Source organism: Embleya sp. NPDC005575, from assembly GCF_040605455.1.
Lineage (GTDB): Bacteria > Actinomycetota > Actinomycetes > Streptomycetales > Streptomycetaceae > Embleya.
The window spans coordinates 1-20,207 of the sequence record NZ_JBEXCV010000120.1 but is presented as its reverse complement, the minus strand read 5'-3'; the positions used below and the strand labels follow the sequence as shown (position 1 = coordinate 20,207).

Genomic DNA, 20,207 nt, shown 5'->3' with positions numbered 1-20,207 from the left:
ATCAGGGCATGCCAAGTTCGCCGTCGATGAGGTCGAAGAGTTCGTCCAGCTCCAGCCCGTCCAGCCCACGCGCCGACGGCGCGGGCATCGCGGCCGGCTCGGCCGGCTCGGTGGGCCCGGTGGGCCCGGTCGGCTCGGCCGGGCCGAGAGCCGGGCCGAGGTGGCCGGCGAGTGCGGACGGCGTCGGGTAGTCGAACACCAGCGTCGCCCGCAGTCGTAGCCCGGTCGCCGCGCCCAGCCGGTTGCGCAGTTCCACCGCCGTCAGCGAGTCGAACCCGAGTTCCTTGAAGGTCCGGTCGGGGGGGATCGCGCCCGGCGTGCCGTGTGCCAACACGGTGGCGGTGTGCTCGCGGACCAGGTCGAGCAGGGCCGCCTCACGGTCCGCGCCGGACATTCGAACCAGGCGGGCGCCGAGCGACCCGGCGTCGCCCGGCTTGCCCGCGGCGACCTCGGCCCGCCTGACCCGCTCGCGGACCACGCCGCGCAGCAGCGCCGGGACCGTGCCGTGCGCCCGCACCGCGGCCGGGTCGATCCGGGCCGGGACGAGCAGGGCCGCGTCGGCGCGGACCGCGGCGTCGAACAGGGCCAGCCCGTCCTGTGCGGACAGCGCGGCCAGGCCGGCGCGGCGCATCCGACTCAGGTCGGCGTCGGCGAGCCGGCCGGTCATTCCGCTCGGCGGCGCCCACAGACCCCAGGCGAGCGACACGGCCGGCAGGCCCCGCGCCGCTCGTTGCTGGGCCAGGGTGTCCAGGAACGCGTTGGCCGCGGCGTAGTTCCCCTGTCCCGGCAGCCCGAGGATCCCGGCGACCGAGGAGAACAGCACGAACATCGACAGGTCGAGCCCTCGGGTCAGTTCGTGCAGGTTCAGCGCGGCGTCGACCTTCGGCCGCAGGACGCGCTCGAGTTGCTCCGGCCGCATCGCCTCCAGCACGCTGTCGTCGAGCAGCCCGGCGGCGTGCACCACGCCGATCAGCGGGTGCTCGGCCGAAATCGATGCCAGCAGCGCGGCCAGCGCGTCCCGGTCGGCGACGTCGCACGCGGCCACGGTGACCGTGGCACCGAGCTCGGTCAGCTCCGCGGCGAGTTCGGCCGCGCCGGGGGCGTCCGGTCCGCGCCTGCCGGTCAGCAGCAGGTGTGCCGCTCCGTACCGGGTCACCAGGTGCCGGGCGAACAGGCCGCCGAGGGTGCCGGTGGCGCCGGTGATCAGCACCGTGCCGGCGGTGAGATCGGGGCGCGCCGCCGGCATGCCGGCGACCCTGGCCAGTCGGGGTACCAGCGGCCGGCCCTTGCGCACCGCGAGTTGCGGCTCGCCGGTGGCCAGGGCTACCGGCAGCGCCGCGACCGACGCCTCGTGAGCGTCCAGGTCGACGACGACGAACCGGTCCGGGTGCTCCCGTTGGGCCGACCGGACCATGCCCCACGCCGCGGCGCCCGCCGCCCCGAGGGCGTCCGGCTCGGCCGGCTCCACGACCATCGCGCTCCGGGTGAGCAGTACCAGCCTCGAGCCGGCGAACCGCTCGTCGGCCAGCCACTCCTGGATCAGCCGCAGCGTCCGGCCCGCCACGGCATGTGCGCCACTCGCGGTGGACTCCCCGGTCAGCGCGGCGAAGATCACCTCCGGCACCGGTCCCGCGGCGGCCGACGCGCCGAGATCGGCATGGGCGGGCCCGCCGACCCCGAATTCGTCGACGCCGACGACCGCCCACGGCCGCGGATCACCGAACGTCTCGGGCACGTGGGCCTCGACCCAGTCCACCCGGAACAACGCGTCCGGCGGCCCGCCGGTCGGCACACCGGCCGGCAGCGGCCGCAGTGCCAGCGACTCCACCGATGCCACCGGCGCGCCGGTCGCATCGGCGAGCCGCAGCGAGACGGTGTCCGCGCCGTCCGGCGAGATCCACACCCGCAGCGCGGACGCACCGCCGGCCCGCAACGACACGCCCTGCCAGGAGAACGGCAGCCGGCAGTCCGGACCGTCCCCGACCGCGGCATGCAACGCGGCGTCCAGCAGCGCCGGGTGCAGCCCGAACCGGCCCGCGTCCGCCTCGATCTCGGCCGGCAGCGCGACCTCGGCGAAGATCTCCGCGCCCCGGCGCCACCACGAGCGCAGGCCTTGGAACGCCGGGCCGTAGCGGTAACCGAGCTCGGTCCAGCGGTCGTATCCGCCGTCCCATTCCACCGCGACCGCGCCCGCCGGCGGCCAAGAGGTCAGGTCGAACTCCTCGGCTCGGCCGATCGCGAGCACTCCGCTCGCGTGCCGGGTCCAGCCGCCGGAACCGTCCGCCGGGCGGGCGTGCACGGCCAGCACCCGGCGACCGGACTCGTCCTGCTCGCCGACCGTGACCCGTACGGCGACCGCGCCGTGCGGCGGCAAGGCCAGCGGCACCTCGCAGGTCAGCTCCGCGACCTCGTCGCAGCCCACCTCGTCGCCCGCGCGCACCGCCATCTCGACGAACGCCGCGCCGGGCAGCAGCACCGTGTCGCCCCGCCCGCGATCGGCCAGCCCGTGGTCGGCCAACCACGGCTGGGCCTGCCGGGACAGCTGTCCGGTGAGCACGAGACCGCCGGAGTCCGGCAGTTCCACCACCGCACCGAGCAACGGGTGGTCCGCCGACGTCAGTCCGGCCGCCTCGACGTCCGCGGCCTCGCCGTCCGGCGTTGGTTCGAGCCAAAAGCGCCGCCGCCGGAACACCGAGGTGGGCACGTCGATGGGGCGGGCGCCGGGGAAGACGGCCCGCCAGTCGGGGCCCACCCCGCGTACGTACGCCTCGGCCAGCGAGGTCAGGAACCGCTCGGGGCCGCCGTCCTCGCGGCGCAGGGAACCGACGACGACCGCGTGCTCCAGCACGTCCTCGACCGCCGCGGTCAGCACCGGATGGGGGCTGACCTCGACGAACACCGAGTGCCCGCGCTCGGCCAGCACGCCGACCGTCTCGGCGAAGCGGACCTGGCGACGCAGGTTGCGGTACCAGTACCCGGCGTCCAGGCCGGTGGTGTCCAGCGGGCCGGCGGTCACCGTCGAGTAGAACGGGATCGCCGCCGGGCGGGGGGCCGTTCCGGCCAGGACCGTGGCCAGCTCGTCCGCGATCCGCTCCACGTGCGCCGAATGCGAGGCGTAGTCCACCGGGAGCCGCTTGACCCGCACCCCGGCGGCCTCGCACTCGGCGACCAACTCGTCCAGCGCGTCCACGTCGCCGGCGACGACGACCGATCCCGGGCCGTTGACCACCGCCGTGGAGAGCCGACCGTCCCACCGGCGCAGGCGTTCGGCGGCCTCGTCCTCGGACAGCGCGACCGAGACCATGCCGCCGGCACCGGACAGCGCCAGGATGGCCCTGCTGCGCAGGGCCACGATCCTCGCCGCGTCGGCCAGGTCCAGCGCCCCGGCGACACAGGCGGCGGCGATCTCCCCCTGGGAATGACCCACCACCGCGGCGGGCTCCACACCGTGGGAACGCCACAGCGCGGCCAGCGACACCATCACCGCGAACAGCGCGGGCTGCACCACGTCCACCCGCTCCAGTGCGGCGGCGTCACCCAGCACCTCGAACAGGTCCCAGTCGACGTGCGGGGCCAGGGCACCGGCGCACGCCCGCATCGTCTGGGCGAACACCGGCGACGAGTCGAGCAGTTCCACCGCCATCCCGACCCACTGCGAACCCTGGCCGGGGAAGACGAACACCACCCCACCCGCCTCCCGGGCGGTGCCGCGCACCACGCCGGGCGCCTCGACACCGGCGGCGAGCGCGGTCAGGCCCCGGCGCCGCGCGGACAGGTCCGCGCCGACGACGGCGGCCCGGTGCGCCAGCCCGGACCGGGCGACGGCCAGGGAGAACCCGACATCCGCCTGGTTCAGGCCGGGATCGGCGTCCAGGAAGGACAGCAGGGCGGCGGCCTGGGCCGCCACCGCGTCCTCGCTGCTCGCGGAGAACACCCACGGCGACACCGATTTGGCCGACACACCGGGCACCGGCACCGACTCGGGCTCCGGCTCCGGCTGCTGCGGCGCCTGTTCGATGATCACGTGTGCGTTCGTGCCGCTGATCCCGAACGAGGACACCCCGGCCCGACGCGCCCGGCCGGTCCGCGGCCACTCCCGCGTCCGGGTCACCAGCTCCAACCCGCCGCCGGCCCAGTCCACATGCGGGGTCGGCTCGTCGGCGTGCAGCGTCCTGGGCACCGTCTCGTGGTGCAGCGCCTGCACCATCTTGATCACGCCGGCCACCCCGGCCGCGGCCTGGGCATGGCCGATGTTGGACTTCAGCGACCCCAGCAACAACGGGTGGCCCGGCTCCCGGTCGCGACCGTACGTGGCCGCGAGCGCGTCGGCCTCGATCGGGTCGCCGAGCGTGGTCCCGGTGCCGTGCGCCTCGACCACGTCGACATCCCCGGTGGACATCCCGGCGGCAGCGAGGGCCTGGCGGATCACCCGTTCCTGGGCGACGCCGTTCGGCGCGGTGAGCCCGTTCGACGCCCCGTCCTGGTTGATCGCGCTGCCCCGCACCACGGCCAACACCCGGTGTCCGTTGCGCCGCGCGTCCGACAACCGCTCCAGCACCACGATCCCCGCGCCCTCGGCCCACCCGGTGCCGTCGGCGGCGGCGGAGAACGCCTTGCATCGGCCGTCCCGGGCCAGCCCGCGCTGGTGGCTGAACTCCACGAACATCCCGGGGCCGGACATCACCGCGACGCCGCCGGCCAGTGCCAGCGAGCACTCCCCGGCGCGCAGGGCCTGCGCCGCGAGATGCAGCGCGACCAGCGACGAGGAGCACGCGGTGTCCACGGTGACCGCGGGGCCTTGGAGCCCGAGCGTGTAGGCGATCCGGCCGGACGCGACGCTGATCGTGCTGCCGGTCAGCCGGTAGCCGTCGGACTCGGCGTGCGCGGCGTGCAGCCGAGGGCCGTAGTCCTGCGCCATCGCGCCGACGAAGACTCCCACGGGTGCGCCGCGCCGGCCCGCGGGGTCGATCCCGGCCCGTTCCAGCGCCTCCCAGGACGTCTCGAGCAGCAGCCGCTGCTGCGGGTCCATCGCCAGCGCCTCCCTCGGCGAGATGCCGAAGAATTCGGGGTCGAATCGGTCGGCGTCGTGCAGGAAGCCACCGTGCCGGGTGTAGGACGTGCCCGCCCGGCCCGTGTCGACGTCGTGGAGTCGGTCGAGGTCCCAGCCCCGGTTGGCGGGGAATTCCGAGATCGCGTCGGTCCCGTCCACGACCAGTCGCCACAGGTCCTCCGGCGACGCGACGCCGCCGGGGAGCCGGCAGGCCATTCCGACGATCGCGATCGGCTCGTCGCTCGCCGTGCCGGCGGCGGGGTCGGTGGAGCCTTCGTCGCCCGCCGCCGATGCCCGCAGGTGATCCGCGAGTTCGGCCGGGGTCGGGTGACCGAACAACAACCCCGCCGGCAGCGCGAGTCCGGTCGCCGCGCGCAACCGGTCCCGGAGCTCCACGCTCGACAGTGAGTCGAACCCCAGATCCTTGAACGTCGTGCCGGAATCCACCTCGTCGCCGCTCGCGTGGCCGAGTACGACCGCGACGGTCGACCGCACCAGTGCGAGCATCTCGGGCCCGGCCGGGGACACGGCCGTGCCCCCGGCCGGAGCAGCGGCCGCCGGCGCGGGTTCCGCGTCGGGGGCAGGGGCCCGAACGGCCGTCTCGGTGAGCCAGTGGCGCTCGCGCTGGAAGGCGTAGGTGGGCAGGCCCACGGTGCGGGCGCCGCGCAGGGCGAACACGCGGGACCAGTGCACGTCGACACCGCGCACGTGCAGTTCGGCGAGCGACGCCAGGAAGCGCTCCGGCCCACCCTCGCCCCGGCGCAGCGACCCGGTGACCACGGCGGACGCCGGCCCGGCCTGCTCCACGGTGTCCCGCAGGGCCGGCAGGAGCACCGGATGCGGGCTGCACTCGACGAACACCGCGTACCCGTCCCGCAGCAGCGCCCGGGTTGCCTGCTCCAGTTCCACGGTCTGCCGCAGGTTCCGGTACCAGTACGCGGCGTCCAGTGCGGCGGTGTCCAGCAAACCGCCGGTCAGCGTGGAGTAGAACGGCACCGCCGAGGACCTCGGGCGGATCCCGGCCAGCACGGTGTGCAGCCGCTCCCGGATCTGCTCCACGTGCGAGGAATGGGACGCGTAGTCGACCACGATCCGCCGGGTCTCGACGCCTTCCGCGGTCCACCGCGCGACCAGCTCGTCCAGTGCGTCGGGGTCGCCGGAGAGCACCACCGACGACGGACCGTTCGCTGCCGCGATCGACACCGCGCCGTTCCATTCGGCGATCCGCTCGCGCACCTCGGCGGCCGACCGCAGCACCGACACCATGCCACCACGGCCGGACAGCGCCGTCAGGGCTTGGCTGCGCAACGTCACCACCCGTGCGGCGTCCGCAAGCGAGAGGGCGCCCGCCACGCACGCGGCGGCGATCTCACCCTGGCTGTGCCCGACCACCGCCGCCGGCTCGACCCCGCAGGAACGCCACAACCGCGCGAGCGAGACCATCACCGCGAACAGCGCGGGCTGGACCACGTCCACCCGCTCCAGCGCGGTCGCGTCCCGCAGCACCGCGCTCAGCGACCAGTCGACGTGCGGCGCGAACGCTTCCTCGCAGGCCCGCATCGACTCGGCGAACTCCGGCACCGAGTCCAGCAGTTCGACCGCCATCCCGACCCATTGCGAACCCTGCCCGGGAAAGACGAACACCGTCTTCCCGGTCGCGCCCGCCTGTCCCTCGATCACGCCGGCGACAGCCGCGCCGCCGGCGAACTCGGCGAGACGCCGCCGCAGTTCCGCCCGGTCGCCACCGACCACGACGGCGCGGTGCCGGAAGGCGGTCCTGGTGGTGGCCAGGGACAACCCGATGTCCGCGGCGGACTCGGGCCGTTCGTCCACGAAGGACGACAGCCGGGCAGCCTGGGCCCGGAGTGCCTCGCTGGTGCGCCCGGTGATCGGCCAAGCCCAAGCGCCGGGCAGCGAAGGCTCGTTGGGCAACGGGGCGGTCGCCGAGGTGATCGTCGGGACAGCCGGCGAGACGGTGGTCGCAGCGGTCGCCGGGGGTTCGGCGACCACCAGGTGACAGTTCGTGCCGCCCATCCCGAACGAACTCACCCCGGCCACCAGTGGCCGGTCCGGTTCCGGCCACGGCGTCAGCTCGGTCTGCACCCGCAGTCCGAGGTCGTCCAGGGGGATGTCCGGGTGCGGCGTGGCGAAGTTCAGACTCGGCGGCAACAGGCGGTGCCGGATGCTCAGCGCCACCTTGAGCAACCCGGCGATCCCCCCCGCGCCCTCCAGGTGGCCGATGTTGGTCTTGACCGAACCCACCGGCAGCGGCGAACCGGGCTGCCGCGCGTGCCCCAGCGCGGCACCGAGCGCCGCGGCCTCGATCGGGTCACCCACCTTCGTGCCGCTGCCGTGCAATTCCACGTACTGCACGCCGCGCAGCGCGATACCGGCCCGCCGGTACGCCTGCCGGACGACCTCCTCCTGCGCGCAACGGCTGGGCACGGTGAGGCCGGTGTGCTCGCCCTCCCCGGCACCGTCGTTGTTCACGGCACCACCGGTCAGGACGCAGTAGATGTCGTCGCCGTCGGCGAGCGCGGCGGCCAACGGTTTGAGGACCACCGCGCCGCCGCCCTCACCACGCACGAATCCGTTGGCCCGCGCGTCGAAGGTGAAGCACCGGCCGTCGGGGGACAGGCCGCCGAACCGCACCGCGCCGAGCGTCGGCTCGGCCAGGATGTTCAGATTCACGCCACCGGCGATGGCCACCCCGCACTCGCCGCGCCGCAGGCTCTCGCACGCCAACTGGACCGCCACGAGCGAGGAGGACTGCGCGGTGTCCACAGCCAGGCTCGGTCCGCGCAGACCGAGGTGGTGGGAGATGCGATTGGCGATGATCGCGCGGCGGGTGCCGGTCATCGTGTGCCGGTCGACCCCGGCCGCGCCGAGCCGGTCCTGGAGCGCCGCGTAGTCGTCCCACATGACGCCGACGAACACCCCGGTGTCGCCGCCGCCGAGCTCGGCGGGGAGGATCCGCGCGTCTTCGAGCGCCTCCCAGGCCAGCTCCAGCATCAAGCGCTGCTGGGGGTCCATCGCGGCGGCTTCACGCGGTGAGATTCCGAAGAACCCCGCGTCGAACCGGTCGATCCCGTCGACGAACCCGCCGAGGCGGTGCGGCAGCTCCGCGCCGCGCCACCGGTCCTGCGGGGCCTCTCGTACAGCGTCCGTCCCGTCCCGCAACAACCGCCAGAATTCGTGGCCGTCGCCGGCCCCGGGAAACCGACAAGCCAATCCGACCACGGCGATCCGTCTCATATCCAGCAGTCAACGCCCATGACGGCCGGATGGCTTGTTTCACGGACCCAGAATGCGGATGGAAATCTGGTGGCCGATACCAACGAGAACCGATGCAGGCCCGGTGAAACGCCGCGCGTAAAAGGGCGCATCGGTATTGCTCGACGGCCACATGATCCCCGGCCGCCGAGCAATACCGACGCATTGGTTGACTGGGTGGAGAAGCCACACCGGACGGCATGGCCCGAGAGGGTTCCTCAGTACAGGAGGGTCACCGACGGGTGGATATCCAGCGTCGCGCGGCTGTAGTCCTCAAGGATGATCGGCGCGTTGAGCGCGGTGTGCCGGCTCATCACCGAGATATCCCGCCACAGGCGCTGCAGCGGATTCGACAGGGCGAACGCGCTGCCTCCGACGACATCGAGCAGCTTTTCCACACCCGCTCGCGCCTTTTCATGAGCGGACCTCTGGTGCATGCGAATCCGGGCTCGCTCCGCCCACGGCATGGGCTGGGTTTCCGGTATCCCGTCGAGGGCCGCACCGATCTCCCTCAGGTGCAGAGCGGAGGTTTCGATCAGATGCGCGGCCTCGCCGAACCACATCTGCACCGACGGCGCGTCGACGGCCGCCTCGTAGTTGACGTAGGTGATCGGGCGCTTCTTGTCCAGGGCCTGCCTGGTGACCTCCAGCGCGCCCTGCGCCGCACCCACGATCGCGGCGAGCGACTGCGCACTGCCCTGGACGAGCATGCTGTCCCGCTCGTCCTCGCCCACGAGATCGGTGAGGCTGAACGCGACCGCCCGCTGCTCCGGGATGAACACGTCCTCGGCCACCACGGTGTGGGTGCCGGAGCCCGCCAGACCGGCCACGTGCCAGGTCCGCTCGATCTTCAGGTCGCTCATCGGTACGACGCCGCCCACCAGGTCGGCGGTCTGCTCGTCGCCGTCGTAGACGTGCACCACCGGGATGTAGGCCCAGTCCGCGATCTCGCAACCCGAGCTCCACGGAAACGTGCCGGTCACCCGGAATCCGCCGTCGACCCGCCGGGCCTTCGTCGTGCTCAGGTGGGCTGTGGAGATCACGTACGCGTCGGGGTTGTCCGCGAACATCTCCGCCAACGCGGTCTCCGGCATGCCGTTCAAGGCGAACCGGGTCGACGCGGTGTCGATGGACAGGTTCCAGCCGGCCGACCCGCACGACTTGCCGACCTCGGCGATGATCGCCAGCAGGTCCGACATCTTCAGGTCGTAGCCGCCGAACCGGGTCGGCGTCGTGAGCCGGAACAGCCCCGCGTCGCGCAGCCCGACCACGACCTCCTCGGCGAGCCTGCGGTCCTGCTCGGTCTTCGGCGCATTCTCGCGGATCAGCTGAGCAAGCTCGCGGGTACGTGTCAGAAGCTCCGCCGGGTCGACCGCCGGCCCGGTCGTTGCGTCCGCCCGCTCATCGGCCACTGCTGTCACGAAGCTCTCCTTCGATTGTGGGTCGCGGACCGACCCCGATCGGGGTGGGCTCACCGCACCGCATCCGTACTCAAGTCAATCCGCTCCGGCCGAGGAGTCCCAGCGTCGAGAACCCAGAAACCGGCCGCCGGGCTGGTCCTCGGAACCAAGTGAGCGCCTTGGCAGCGAGCACCGGCCGACGACCGGCTTCCGGTCGAACGATGCGGCAGGGATCAGACGCCGGGCACGACGGCCGGTTCACCGACCTCCGGCTCGGTTTGCGCCGTCACAAAGCGGTCGAACAGCAGGCCACAGACGATCGCCCCACCGAGGAAGACCATCGCGCCCCAGAAGAACGCCGTCGTGTAGCTCTCCACGGAGGCCTCCGCCGCGAGCTGCGGGGTCGGCGTCTTGCCCTCGATGTAGGAGTCCGCCGCGGTGATCGCCAGGGTGCTCAGCAGCGCGGTGCCGATCGAACCGCCCACCTGCTGCACCGTGTTGACCAGCGCCGACGCGGCGCCGGCATCCTGCGGTTCGACTCCGACCGTGGCGACCGCCGCGCCGAGTGAGACGACCAGTCCGAAGCCGATGCCGGCGATGAGCGTCGGGGCCAGCACACCGGCGGCGTACGAACTGTCGGTGGTGAGGCGGCTGAGCCAGAACGAGCCCACCGCGGCCAGCAGGAGGCCGGCCGGGATCAGAATGCGCGACCCGAGCTTCGGTTCGAGGATCGGCGGGACGGTGGTCGCGCCGATCGCGATCCCCACGATCATCGGCAGGAAGGCCAGGCCGCTTTCGATCGCCGAGAAGTGCAGGATCAACTGGAGGTAGTAGGTCAGGAACAGGAACTGCACGAACAGTCCGATCCCCAACAGGAACATCGCCAGGTACGCGCTGCCCCGGTTGCGGTGCAGCACGATCCTGATCGGTAGCAGCGGCGTGCGCGAACGAAGCTCGAACACCACGAACGCGACCAGCAGGACCCCGCTCCCGACCAGGAAGCCCCACACGTCGGCGCCGCCCCAGTGACCGTCGGAGGCGTTGGAAAGACCGTAGGCAAGGCAGAACAAACCGACCGAGGCCGTCACCGTGCCGGGCAGGTCGAGCCGCTCCGGGCGGTCTTCGGCCTGTCGGTTCTGCATCGTCAGCGACGCGCCGATGAAGACGACCGCCGTGAGGATCACGTTGACGTACAGGCACCAACGCCAGTCCAACCAGTCGGTCAAGGCGCCGCCGAGAATCAGCCCGAGCGCGAGCCCGCCGCTGCCCAGCGCGCCGTAGACGCCGAACGCGGTGACGCGTTCCTTGGGGTCCTTGAACACGGTCAGCAGGAACGACAGCGCCGCCGGCGCGACGAGCGCGGCGAACGCGCCTTGCAACGCCCGAGCGGTCACCAGCATGGGGAAGCCGTTGGCCGCGCCGCCCAGCACCGACATGACACCGAATCCGACGATCGAGATCATCAGCGACCGCTTGGCCCCGACGAGGTCGACCAGCCTGCCGCCGAGCAGCAATAAGCTGCCGAAGGCGAGCGCGTAGGCCGTGACGACCCACTGCCGGTCCGCGTCGCCGAACCCGAGATCATCCTGTGCCGACGGCAGCGCGATGTTGACCACGGTCGTATCCAGGAAGATCGTCATCTGCGCGATACCGATCACCGCCAGGATCAACCAGCGGTTGGCGTAGTGGGGGTCGGGCGCCCCCTCCGCCGCCACTTTCGATTCGGAATTTGGTGACTCTGACATTCCACTTACCTCTGTTGATCAGGCCGGACCATCGGCCGATGGTCCGGCGAACGGTGTTCGGCAGATTTCAGCTGAAAACAGTCTCGAATCCGTGCTGCTTCGCGAGTTCGACTATGGCGTCCACCCGCTCGCGGGTAATGGCGCCGTCGCCCATCGATCCGCCGCCGGACAACGCGAGTGTGATTGCTTCGGCCGCCCCCGCCGGCAATTCATCAGCACCCGGTGAAACACTGAGGCCGGCTGGCAGAATACCGCCACCGGACACGGAAAGTACACCGGCCCGCACGTAGTGTAGATCGTCGCGAGAAGCCGCCGCGGCCGATTCCGCACCGGTACCGAAAAAGGACAAATCTCCGATGATCGCGCCGTCGGCGAGATACTTCTCGTCCAGTACGGAAACCGGGCTCGAATGTGCCGTGAACACCACGTGCGCATTTCGCACCGACAAAAGATCATCGGCCACGACGACGAGCGGGTCGGTGCCACGGGCGTCGGCGAGATACGCGGCGATGGCCTCGCCACTGGGCTCGTCGCCGGAGCGCCCGTCGGCCAGCCACCCGGTGACGAGCGGCTCGGCGGCCAGCGCCGCCGCGATACCGGTCAGCTCACCGCCGGCCGCGATCCGCGCCCACGACTCCTGATAGATCCAATGTTCCGTGGCCCGGAGCCGCTCGACCGAACCCGGTCGGCCGCTCCCCACCAGCACGATCCTGGCCACCTCCCGGGCGCCGAGCGCGGCGATGGCCGAGCCGATCCGCCCGCCGGCGCCGACGACCGCCATCGTCGACCCGCCGAGCCCGCCGAAGCGTTCGACCGCGGCATGCCGAACCGCGGCCAGAGCCGAGCCGACCGCCAGCGCACTGCCCGCGGTCACCGCGATCCCGGGCACCCGCAGTGCGCGGCCGTGACCGCTCACCGCGCCGAGGCCGAACCCGAGGCCGACGGTGTCGCAGCCGTCCGCCTTCGCCGCGCGCACCCGGCGGTCCAGGTCCAGGCCGATCAGGAAGGTCTGCCCGGAGACCTGGTACTCCCGCAACTGCTGCTGGGTCACCAGCAACGGGTAGACGGTCAGGTCCACCGACGTACCCTGCGGCGAGTCGAACCGGACCGGCGCGAGCGCCGGCAGGTCCTTGAGCAGCTCCGACCGCCGGGCATAGGCGAGCAGGCGGCCATCGTCCAGGTCGGCGAGCGAGGGATCGAACTCCCGCAACATGTCCGGGGTCAGCGGGTAGCTGACGAGCCCGACCCTGCGGCCGGCCGGCTCCGCCGGCGCCACCGCGTCGCCCGCCGCGGGCCGGAAGTCCTCGATCTCCGCGCGCGCCGGCCGGCCGGCGCCGGTCAGCGGGTGGATCAACGTCGACGCGTCCTGGTTGCGCAGGATCCGACAGACCTGGGTGAGGCCGGTGCGCAGCTGGTCGATCTCCTCGTCGCTGATCTGGATCGACGGCTCGATTCGCAGCATGGTCGGCACACTCGCCGTCGGTCCGGTGCGGATGCGGTGGGCCAACTGCAGGTAGCTGCCCAGTTGGAAGACGAGCAGACCGGCCCGCGCCTTCTCCCGGATGATCGGGGACGATGCCTGGCTCTGGTCGGCGAAATCGAGTCCGATGAGCAGTCCCCTGCCGCGCACGTCGGCCACCACGTCGGGGAACTCCTCGGCCAACTCGCGCAGCATGCCCAGGATTCGCTCCCCGCGTTCCGCGGCGCGGTCGTAGGCCGCTCCATCCTCGGCCTCGAGAAGTTCGAGTGTCCGCAGGGCGATGGCCGTGGAAAAACCGTCCTTGGCGAAGGTCGAGCTGTGCACCAGCTCGAACTCCGGGCGGTAGCGCGACTGTCGGACCAGCATCGCGGAGGTCTTGCCGACACCGCCGCCGAGCGACTTGCCCAGCACGTAGTAGTCGCCGAGCAACCCGATGTGGGAGCTCGCGAAGAACTTCCCGGTCCGCCCCATCCCGGTTTGGATCTCGTCGACGACGATCGGGCACTCGATCTCGTCGCAGATCCGCCGGATGTGGGCGGCGAACTCGGCGGTCAGCTCGTGGATCCCGCCCTCGCCCTGGATCGGCTCGACGATCAGTCCGGCGACGACCGGGAAGTCCCGCTCGACGAGCGTGACCCTGCCGTCCACCACCTGGACGTCGAGCACGCGGACCCGCTGCTCGGAGACGACCTTCTCGAAGGCCGTCGCATCGGTGGGCGACACGAACTGCACCGTCGGCCCGAGCGATGCGAACGCCGCCCGGAACAGCGGGTTGTAGGTGAACTGGGTGCTGCCGACCAGCTTTCCGTGGAAGGCCCGCTCCAGCGCGAAGAACACCGGAGTGGTCCCCGCCCGCGCGACGTTGTGCGCGGCCACCGCGCCGAGCAGCGCCGCGAACTCCTCGACGGTCGTCGGCACCGGCACGTCGCCGGGCAGCAGGGACGTGTCGTCCGGCAGCGCCGCGGCCCCGTCGCGCACCGCGTTCAGCGCCACGTCGGCGTGCCACTCGATCTGCTCGAACAGGCTCTTCATCCGCAGCACGCGGTCGAACTCGCAATGCTTGACCGCCGCTTCGACCGCCTCCGCGCCGGTGTTGGCGAAGATGATCGGGTACGGCTCGGCACCCGGGAACTCGCGGCCGAGGATGTCGTTGAGCACGGCGCCGACCCGGTCGGCGACCGGATGCGAGGAGTGCTGCGAGTGCACCGGCCAACCGGTGTCCAGCAGTTCCTTCGCGTACGCCACGATCTCCGGATGGTTGTGCCCGAGCATCAGCGAGCCCCAACCACCGACCAGGTCGAGGACCGGCACCTCCGTACCGGCGTCGTCCAGGTAGTACAGGCTGTTCTTCTCCGCCCGGACATACTCGATGTCCAGCCCGAAGGTGCCGAGCATTCCGGTCAGTAGGGCTTCGGCGTAACGGATGGGTGCGTTCACCAATATCTCCTGGTCAGCGGTTGGGGTTGGCGGAGGAGCGGCCCAGCTCCCGGTCGATGAAGTCGAAGACCTCGTTCTCGGTCGCGGTCTCGATCGCGGCGGCCAGGTCGAACTCGCCGGTACCGGGGACCGCGTCGGGCCGCGCGTCGGTCCGGGTCTTGTTCCAGCGGGCGAGGATGGCGGTCAGCCGGGCGGTGATCTCCGGATGGCCGAACGCCTGGTCGGCCGCCTGGTCGGCCGCCTGGTCGGCCGGAACGGCCATCAGGACGGCCTCCAGCTTGTCCAGTTCGGCCAGGGCGGAGCGGGGGCTGACCCCGTCGGTGATGGCGAGCCGTTCGAGCAGGTGTTCCACCAGCACGCCGGGCGAGGCGTAGTCGAACACCAGCGTGGTGGGCAGGGACAGGCCGGTCTGCTCGGCCAACCGGTTGCGGAACTGCACGGCGGACAGCGAGTCGAAGCCGGAGTCCCGGAAGGAAACCTCCCACTGCACGTTCTCCGGGGTCGCGTGTCCGAGCACCCCGGCCGCCTCGGCCCGCACCAGGTCACGCAGGTACGTCTCGGCCTCGGTCCTGGTCATCTCGGCGAACCGGTCGGCCGGCACCTCGGCGCTCGCCTTCCGGCGCTCACCGCGCGGCACCAACCCGCGCAGCACGACCGGCACCTGCGCGGTGTCGCGGCGCAGCGCCGCCACGTCGAGCGGTGCCGGCGCGACCACGGCAAGCCCCGTGCCGAGTGCGGCGTCGAACAGTTCGCACGCCTCGTCCTCGGCGATCACCCGCAGACCGGACTGCGCACTCTCGACCATCCGGCCCCAGGCCATCGACACCGCGGGCAGTCCCCGCGCCCGACGTTGCGTGGCCAGCGCGTCCAGGTACGCGTTCGCCGAGGCGAAGTTGGCCTGCCCCGGGCTGCCGAGCATGCCGACGACCGAGGAGAACAGTACGAACAGCGCGGGCGGCGCGTCCGCGGTCAGCTCGTGCAGGTGCCACGCCCCGTCCGCCTTCGGCCGCAACACGTGCGCGACGCGCTCTGTGGTCAGCCCGGTGAACACCCCGTCGTCCAGGACGTTCTCGGTGTGCACGATCCCGGTCAGCGGGTGCTCGGCCGGGATGTCCGCGAGCAGCGCGCGCACGGCCGCCCGGTCGGCCAGGTCGCAGGCCGCCACGGTGACCGTCGCACCGAGACCGGCCAGTTCGTCCCGCAGCCGCGCGGTGGGCGAGTCCGGCCCGTGCGGGTCGGACTCGCCGAGCACGAGGTGCTCGACCCCGTACGCGGTGACCAGGTGCCGGGCGAACAGCGCCCCGAGCGGCCCGTCGGCGCCGGTGACCAGCACGGTACCGTCCGCCGCGGGCGCCGCCGGGATCACGCCCGACGCGGTCGAGGGTACGAGCCTGGGCGCGAGCATGCGCCCGGCGCGGATGGCCAGTTGCGGCTCCCCCGCCTGGGCCACCAGGAACAGCAGCTCGGTCGAGGCCGCGTCGTCGTCCAGGTCGACCAGCACGATCCGGTCGGGGTGCTCCGCCTGGGCCGACCGCAGCAGGCCCCACACCGCGGCCCCGGCCGGGTCCCGAACGTCGTCCTCCGTCTCGACGGGCATCGCTCCCCTGGTCACCACGACCAGGCGGTTGTCGGGCAGGTTCTCCTGGGCCAGCCAGGACTGCGCCTCGCCGAGCGCCCGTTCCACGGCCCGGTGTACGTGCGCCGGCCGATCGGCGGACGTGCCCGGCTCCGACGGTTGCACCAGCAGGATGTCCCACGGGGTGTAGGACGCCGCCGCCGACTCGATGTCGGCGAACCGCAGCGGTGCCACCGCGGCGAGGTCGCCGGGGTCGTCGCCGAGCAGGGCGAGCAGGCTCTCCGGCTCGTCGTCGGCGGGCAACGGGACCGGGATCCAGCGCAGTTCGAACAACGAAGCCCGGCCGGGCGACGCGGACGATGCGCCGTCGCGCGGCGTCAAGCGCACCGGGGCCAGGCGCACCGACTCGGCAACCAGCACCGGCTGCCCGGCCTCGTCGACCGCTTCGAGGCGGAACGCCCGCGCTCCGACGGGAGCCAGGTGCACGCGCAGGACCGTCGCCTCGGTGGCGTGCAGGGCAACACCCTCCCAGGCCAGCGGCAGCATGGCCGTGCCGTCCGGTTCGACCGCGGGAGCGCCGATCAGCAGCGATTGCACGGCGGCCTCCAGCAGGGCCGGGTGGATCCCGAATCTGCCGACGTCGGCGACCGCCCCTTCGGGCAGCCGGACCTCGGCGAACAACTCCTCGCCGCGCCGCCGCACCGACTCCAGGCCCTGGAACACCGGGCCGTACCGGTGCCCCGCGTCGGCGAGGTCCTCGTACGCCCAGACCACCGCCGTGGTTTCGGCCGGTGGCCACGCGGCCGGCTCGATCTGCGGCGGGCCGCCGGCGGGGGCGAGCATGCCGGTGGCGTGGCAGGTCCAGTCCGGCGGTGCGCCGTCCGTGCCCGGGGCGGCGGCGGGCCGGGTGTGGATGCCCACCGACCGCCGCCCGGCCTCGTCGGCGGCGCCGGTCACGACCTGCACCTGCACGCCGCCGCGGTCGGGCAGCACGAGCGGCTCGACGACCGTGAGCTCGGCCAGCACCGGGCAGCCGGTCGCGTCGCCGGCCCGGATCGCCAGGTCCACCAGGGCCGATCCGGGCAGCACCGGCACACCTGCGACGACGTGGTCCGCCGACCACGGGTGAGTGGTGAGCGACAGGCGGCTGGTGAACACCGACTCGTCCCGGCCCGCCACCGCGATGGGCGCGCCGAGCAGGGCGTGCTCTGTCGCGTCGAGCCCGGGATTCGCGGCGTCGCCGGACTCGGCCGGCCAGTACCTCTCGCGCTGGAACGGGTAGGTGGGCAGGCCGGTGCGGCGGGCCCCGGTGCCGGTGAACACGGCCGGCCAGTCGACGGCCGCCCCGGCGACGAACAGTTCGGCTACGCCGTCGAGAACGGTGTGCACCTGCGGCCGGTCGTCCCGAAGCAGGAGCACCGACCGTTCGAGCGTGCGCCGGGGACCCGACTCGACGAACCGGGTCACCCGCTGCTCACCCATCCACCGCTCGGCGGCGGCGATCCCCTCGGATCCCGCCGACCCCAGCGGGTCGCCGGCGGCGAGCGGGCGGCCGGTGCGCAGCGACACCACCGGGATCCTTGGTTCGGCGAGCGTCACCTCGACCCGGTCGCCGGTCGTCACCAGCCGGGCGGCGTCGGCCGGCGAGAGCGCCCCGGCGACATACGCGGCGGCGATCTCGCCGATCCCGGTCCCGGCGACGCAGCCGAATGTGAGGCCCCAGGACTCGACCAGGCGGAACAGCGCCACCTCGGCGGCGAACAGGGTCGCGTCCTCACCCTTGTCGCCGAGCTCGGCCAGGACCTCGTCGAACGCCTTGGCATACACCGGCAACGTCTCGTACAGGTCGCGTTCCGGACCGTGCGAAGCACGGTCGGTGACGGGCCGCCCGGTGAACACGAACGCGGTCCGGCCGTCCCGGGCGACGGACGCGTTGCCCTCGGCGATCGCCAGCAACCCGGCCTGCGCCTTCGCGCCGCCTCCGGTGACGAGCACCGCGCGGTAGTCGAACACCGAGCGGGTCGCCAGCGAGAAGCCGATGTCGAGCGGGTTCGGCGCCGCATCGGAGTCCACCACGGTCAGCAAACGGCCGGCCTGCGCACGCAGCGCCTGCGGCGACTTGGCCGACAACACCCACGGCACCGCCGGCAGGGACACCGCGTCCCGCACCGGGACCCGGGCCGGCTCCTCGGGTGCCTGTTCGAGGATGACGTGCGCGTTGGTGCCGCTCATCCCGAACGCGGACACCGCGGCCCGGCGCGGCCGGTCGAGCTCCGGCCACGGGCGGGCCTCGGTCAGCAGTTCCATCGCACCCGACGACCAGTCCACCGCGGACGTCGGCTCGTCCACGTGCAGGGTCTTCGGCATCAGGCCGTCCCGCATGGCCATGACCGCCTTGATCAGCCCGCCGGCCCCGGCGGCGTGCTGGGTGTGCCCGATGTTCGACTTCACCGAACCCAGCCACAGCGGGCGCTCCGCCGGCCGATTGCGGCCGTAGGTCGCCAGCAGCGCCTGCGCCTCGATCGGGTCGCCGAGCCGGGTGCCGGTCCCGTGCGCCTCCAGGAGGTCCACCTCGAACGGTTCGACGCCGGCGTTGGCCAACGCCTGCCGGATCACCCGCTGTTGCGAGGGGCCGTTGGGTGCGGTCATGCCGTTGGAGGCGCCGTCGGAGTTCACCGCGCTGCCCCGGACGAGCGCGAGCACCGGGTGCCCGTTCCGCCGGGCGTCGGACAATCGCTCCAACACGAACAGGCCCAAGCCCTCCGACCATCCGGTGCCGTCCGCGGACTCGGCGAACGCCTTGGCCCTGCCGTCGGGTGACAACGTCCGCTGCCGGGAGAACTCGATGAACCCGATGGGCTGCGCCATCACCGTCGCGCCGCCCGCGAGTGCCAGGGCACATTCGCCACTGCGCACCGCGTTCGCGGCCAGGTGCAGCGACACCAGCACCGAGGAGCACGCCGTGTCGATGGACATCGTCGGGCCTTCCAGCCCGAGGACGTAGGAGATCCGGCCGGAACCGAAGGACGTCGTGGAGCCGGTCAGCCGATATCCCTCGGCGCTCTCCTCGACTCCGTCGCCGCCCTCCCCGTATCCCTGCGCGGTCAATCCGGTGTAGACGCCCGTGTTGCTGCCCCGCAACGACTGCGGGTCGATTCCGCCGCTTTCCAGTGCCTCCCACGAGGTCTCCAGCAGCAACCGCTGCTGCGGGTCCATCGCGAGCGCCTCACGGGGCGAGATCCCGAAGAAGCCGGCGTCGAACTCGGCGGCATCGTCGATGAACCCGCCGGCGCGCGGATAGAACGTGCCGGGCTTGTCGGGATCCGGGTCCCAGAGCCGTTCGATGTCCCAGCCGCGGTCGTCCGGCATGTCCGTCATCGCGTCCACGCCGTCCACGACGAGCTGCCACAGCGCCTCGGGCGTGGTGGCCCCGCCCGGGAAGCGGCACGCCATCCCGACGATCGCGATGGGCTCGTTCTCGCCGCCGGGCCCCGGGACGGACGCGGCGACGGCCGCGGCCGAAGCCGGCAGGTCGCCGCTCAGCTCGGACAGCAGGTGCTCGGCGATCGCCGAGACCGTCGGGTAGTCGAACACCACCCCGGGCGACAACCGCAGGCCGGTGACCGCGGCCAGTCGGTTGCGGAGCTCGACCGCGGTCAGCGAGTCGAAGCCCAGTTCGCGAAACGGCACTCCCTCGCCGATCCGCTCGCCCGCGCCGAACCCGAGCACCGCGGCCACCTCGGTCCGCACCAGGTCGGCGACCTGCTCGTGCCGCTGCTGTTGCGGCAATGCGGCCAGCCGGTCGGCCAATGCCCGCTGATCGCCCGCGCCCTGCCGAACCACCCGGCGGGACGGGCGACCGACCAGACTCCGCAACATCGGCGGGATCGACGTCGATCCGGCCCGCAACGTCCGCAGGTCGAGCCGCGCCGGCAGGGTCACCGGGCGGTTCGACGCGAGCGCCCGATCGAACAGCGCCGCGCCGCCCTCCGCGGAGATGGGCCGCAGACCCGTGTGCCGCAGTTGGTCGAGCCCGCCCGCGGTGACCCCGGCCTGCATGCCGCCCTCCGCGGACCACAGACCCCAGCCCAGCGAGAGCGCGGGAAGGTCGTGGGCACGGCGGTAGCCGGCGAGCGCGTCGAGGAAGTGGTTGGCCGCACAGTAGTTCGCCTGACCCGGGTTGCCCAGCGTGCCGGCGAGTGAGGAGAAGAGCACGAACATCGCGAGCGGTCGATCGCGGGTGAGT

General features: G+C 72.6%; 5 protein-coding genes. All 5 read right to left on the bottom strand.

Annotated features, from left to right (window positions below):
- Position 1: 1 nt before the first annotated feature.
- Positions 2 to 8,305, bottom strand: coding sequence for a type I polyketide synthase (locus tag ABZS54_RS30850; protein WP_355543369.1), 8,304 nt, complete (start codon positions 8,303 to 8,305; stop codon positions 2 to 4).
- A 236-nt stretch (positions 8,306 to 8,541) separates the two neighbouring features.
- Positions 8,542 to 9,744, bottom strand: coding sequence for an acyl-CoA dehydrogenase family protein (locus ABZS54_RS30845; protein WP_355543366.1), 1,203 nt, complete (start codon positions 9,742 to 9,744; stop codon positions 8,542 to 8,544).
- 212 nt (positions 9,745 to 9,956) lie between these two features.
- On the bottom strand, positions 9,957 to 11,438 hold the full coding sequence (locus ABZS54_RS30840; protein WP_355543363.1) for an MFS transporter: 1,482 nt from the start codon (positions 11,436 to 11,438) through the stop codon (positions 9,957 to 9,959).
- A gap of 97 nt (positions 11,439 to 11,535) precedes the next feature.
- Positions 11,536 to 14,385 (bottom strand): aminotransferase class III-fold pyridoxal phosphate-dependent enzyme, encoded by a 2,850-nt coding sequence (locus ABZS54_RS30835; protein WP_355543361.1) that lies wholly within the window; start codon positions 14,383 to 14,385, stop codon positions 11,536 to 11,538.
- 13 nt (positions 14,386 to 14,398) lie between these two features.
- The coding region (locus ABZS54_RS30830) for a beta-ketoacyl synthase N-terminal-like domain-containing protein (protein ID WP_355543358.1) at positions 14,399 to 20,207 on the bottom strand (5,809 nt) is incomplete at its 5' end.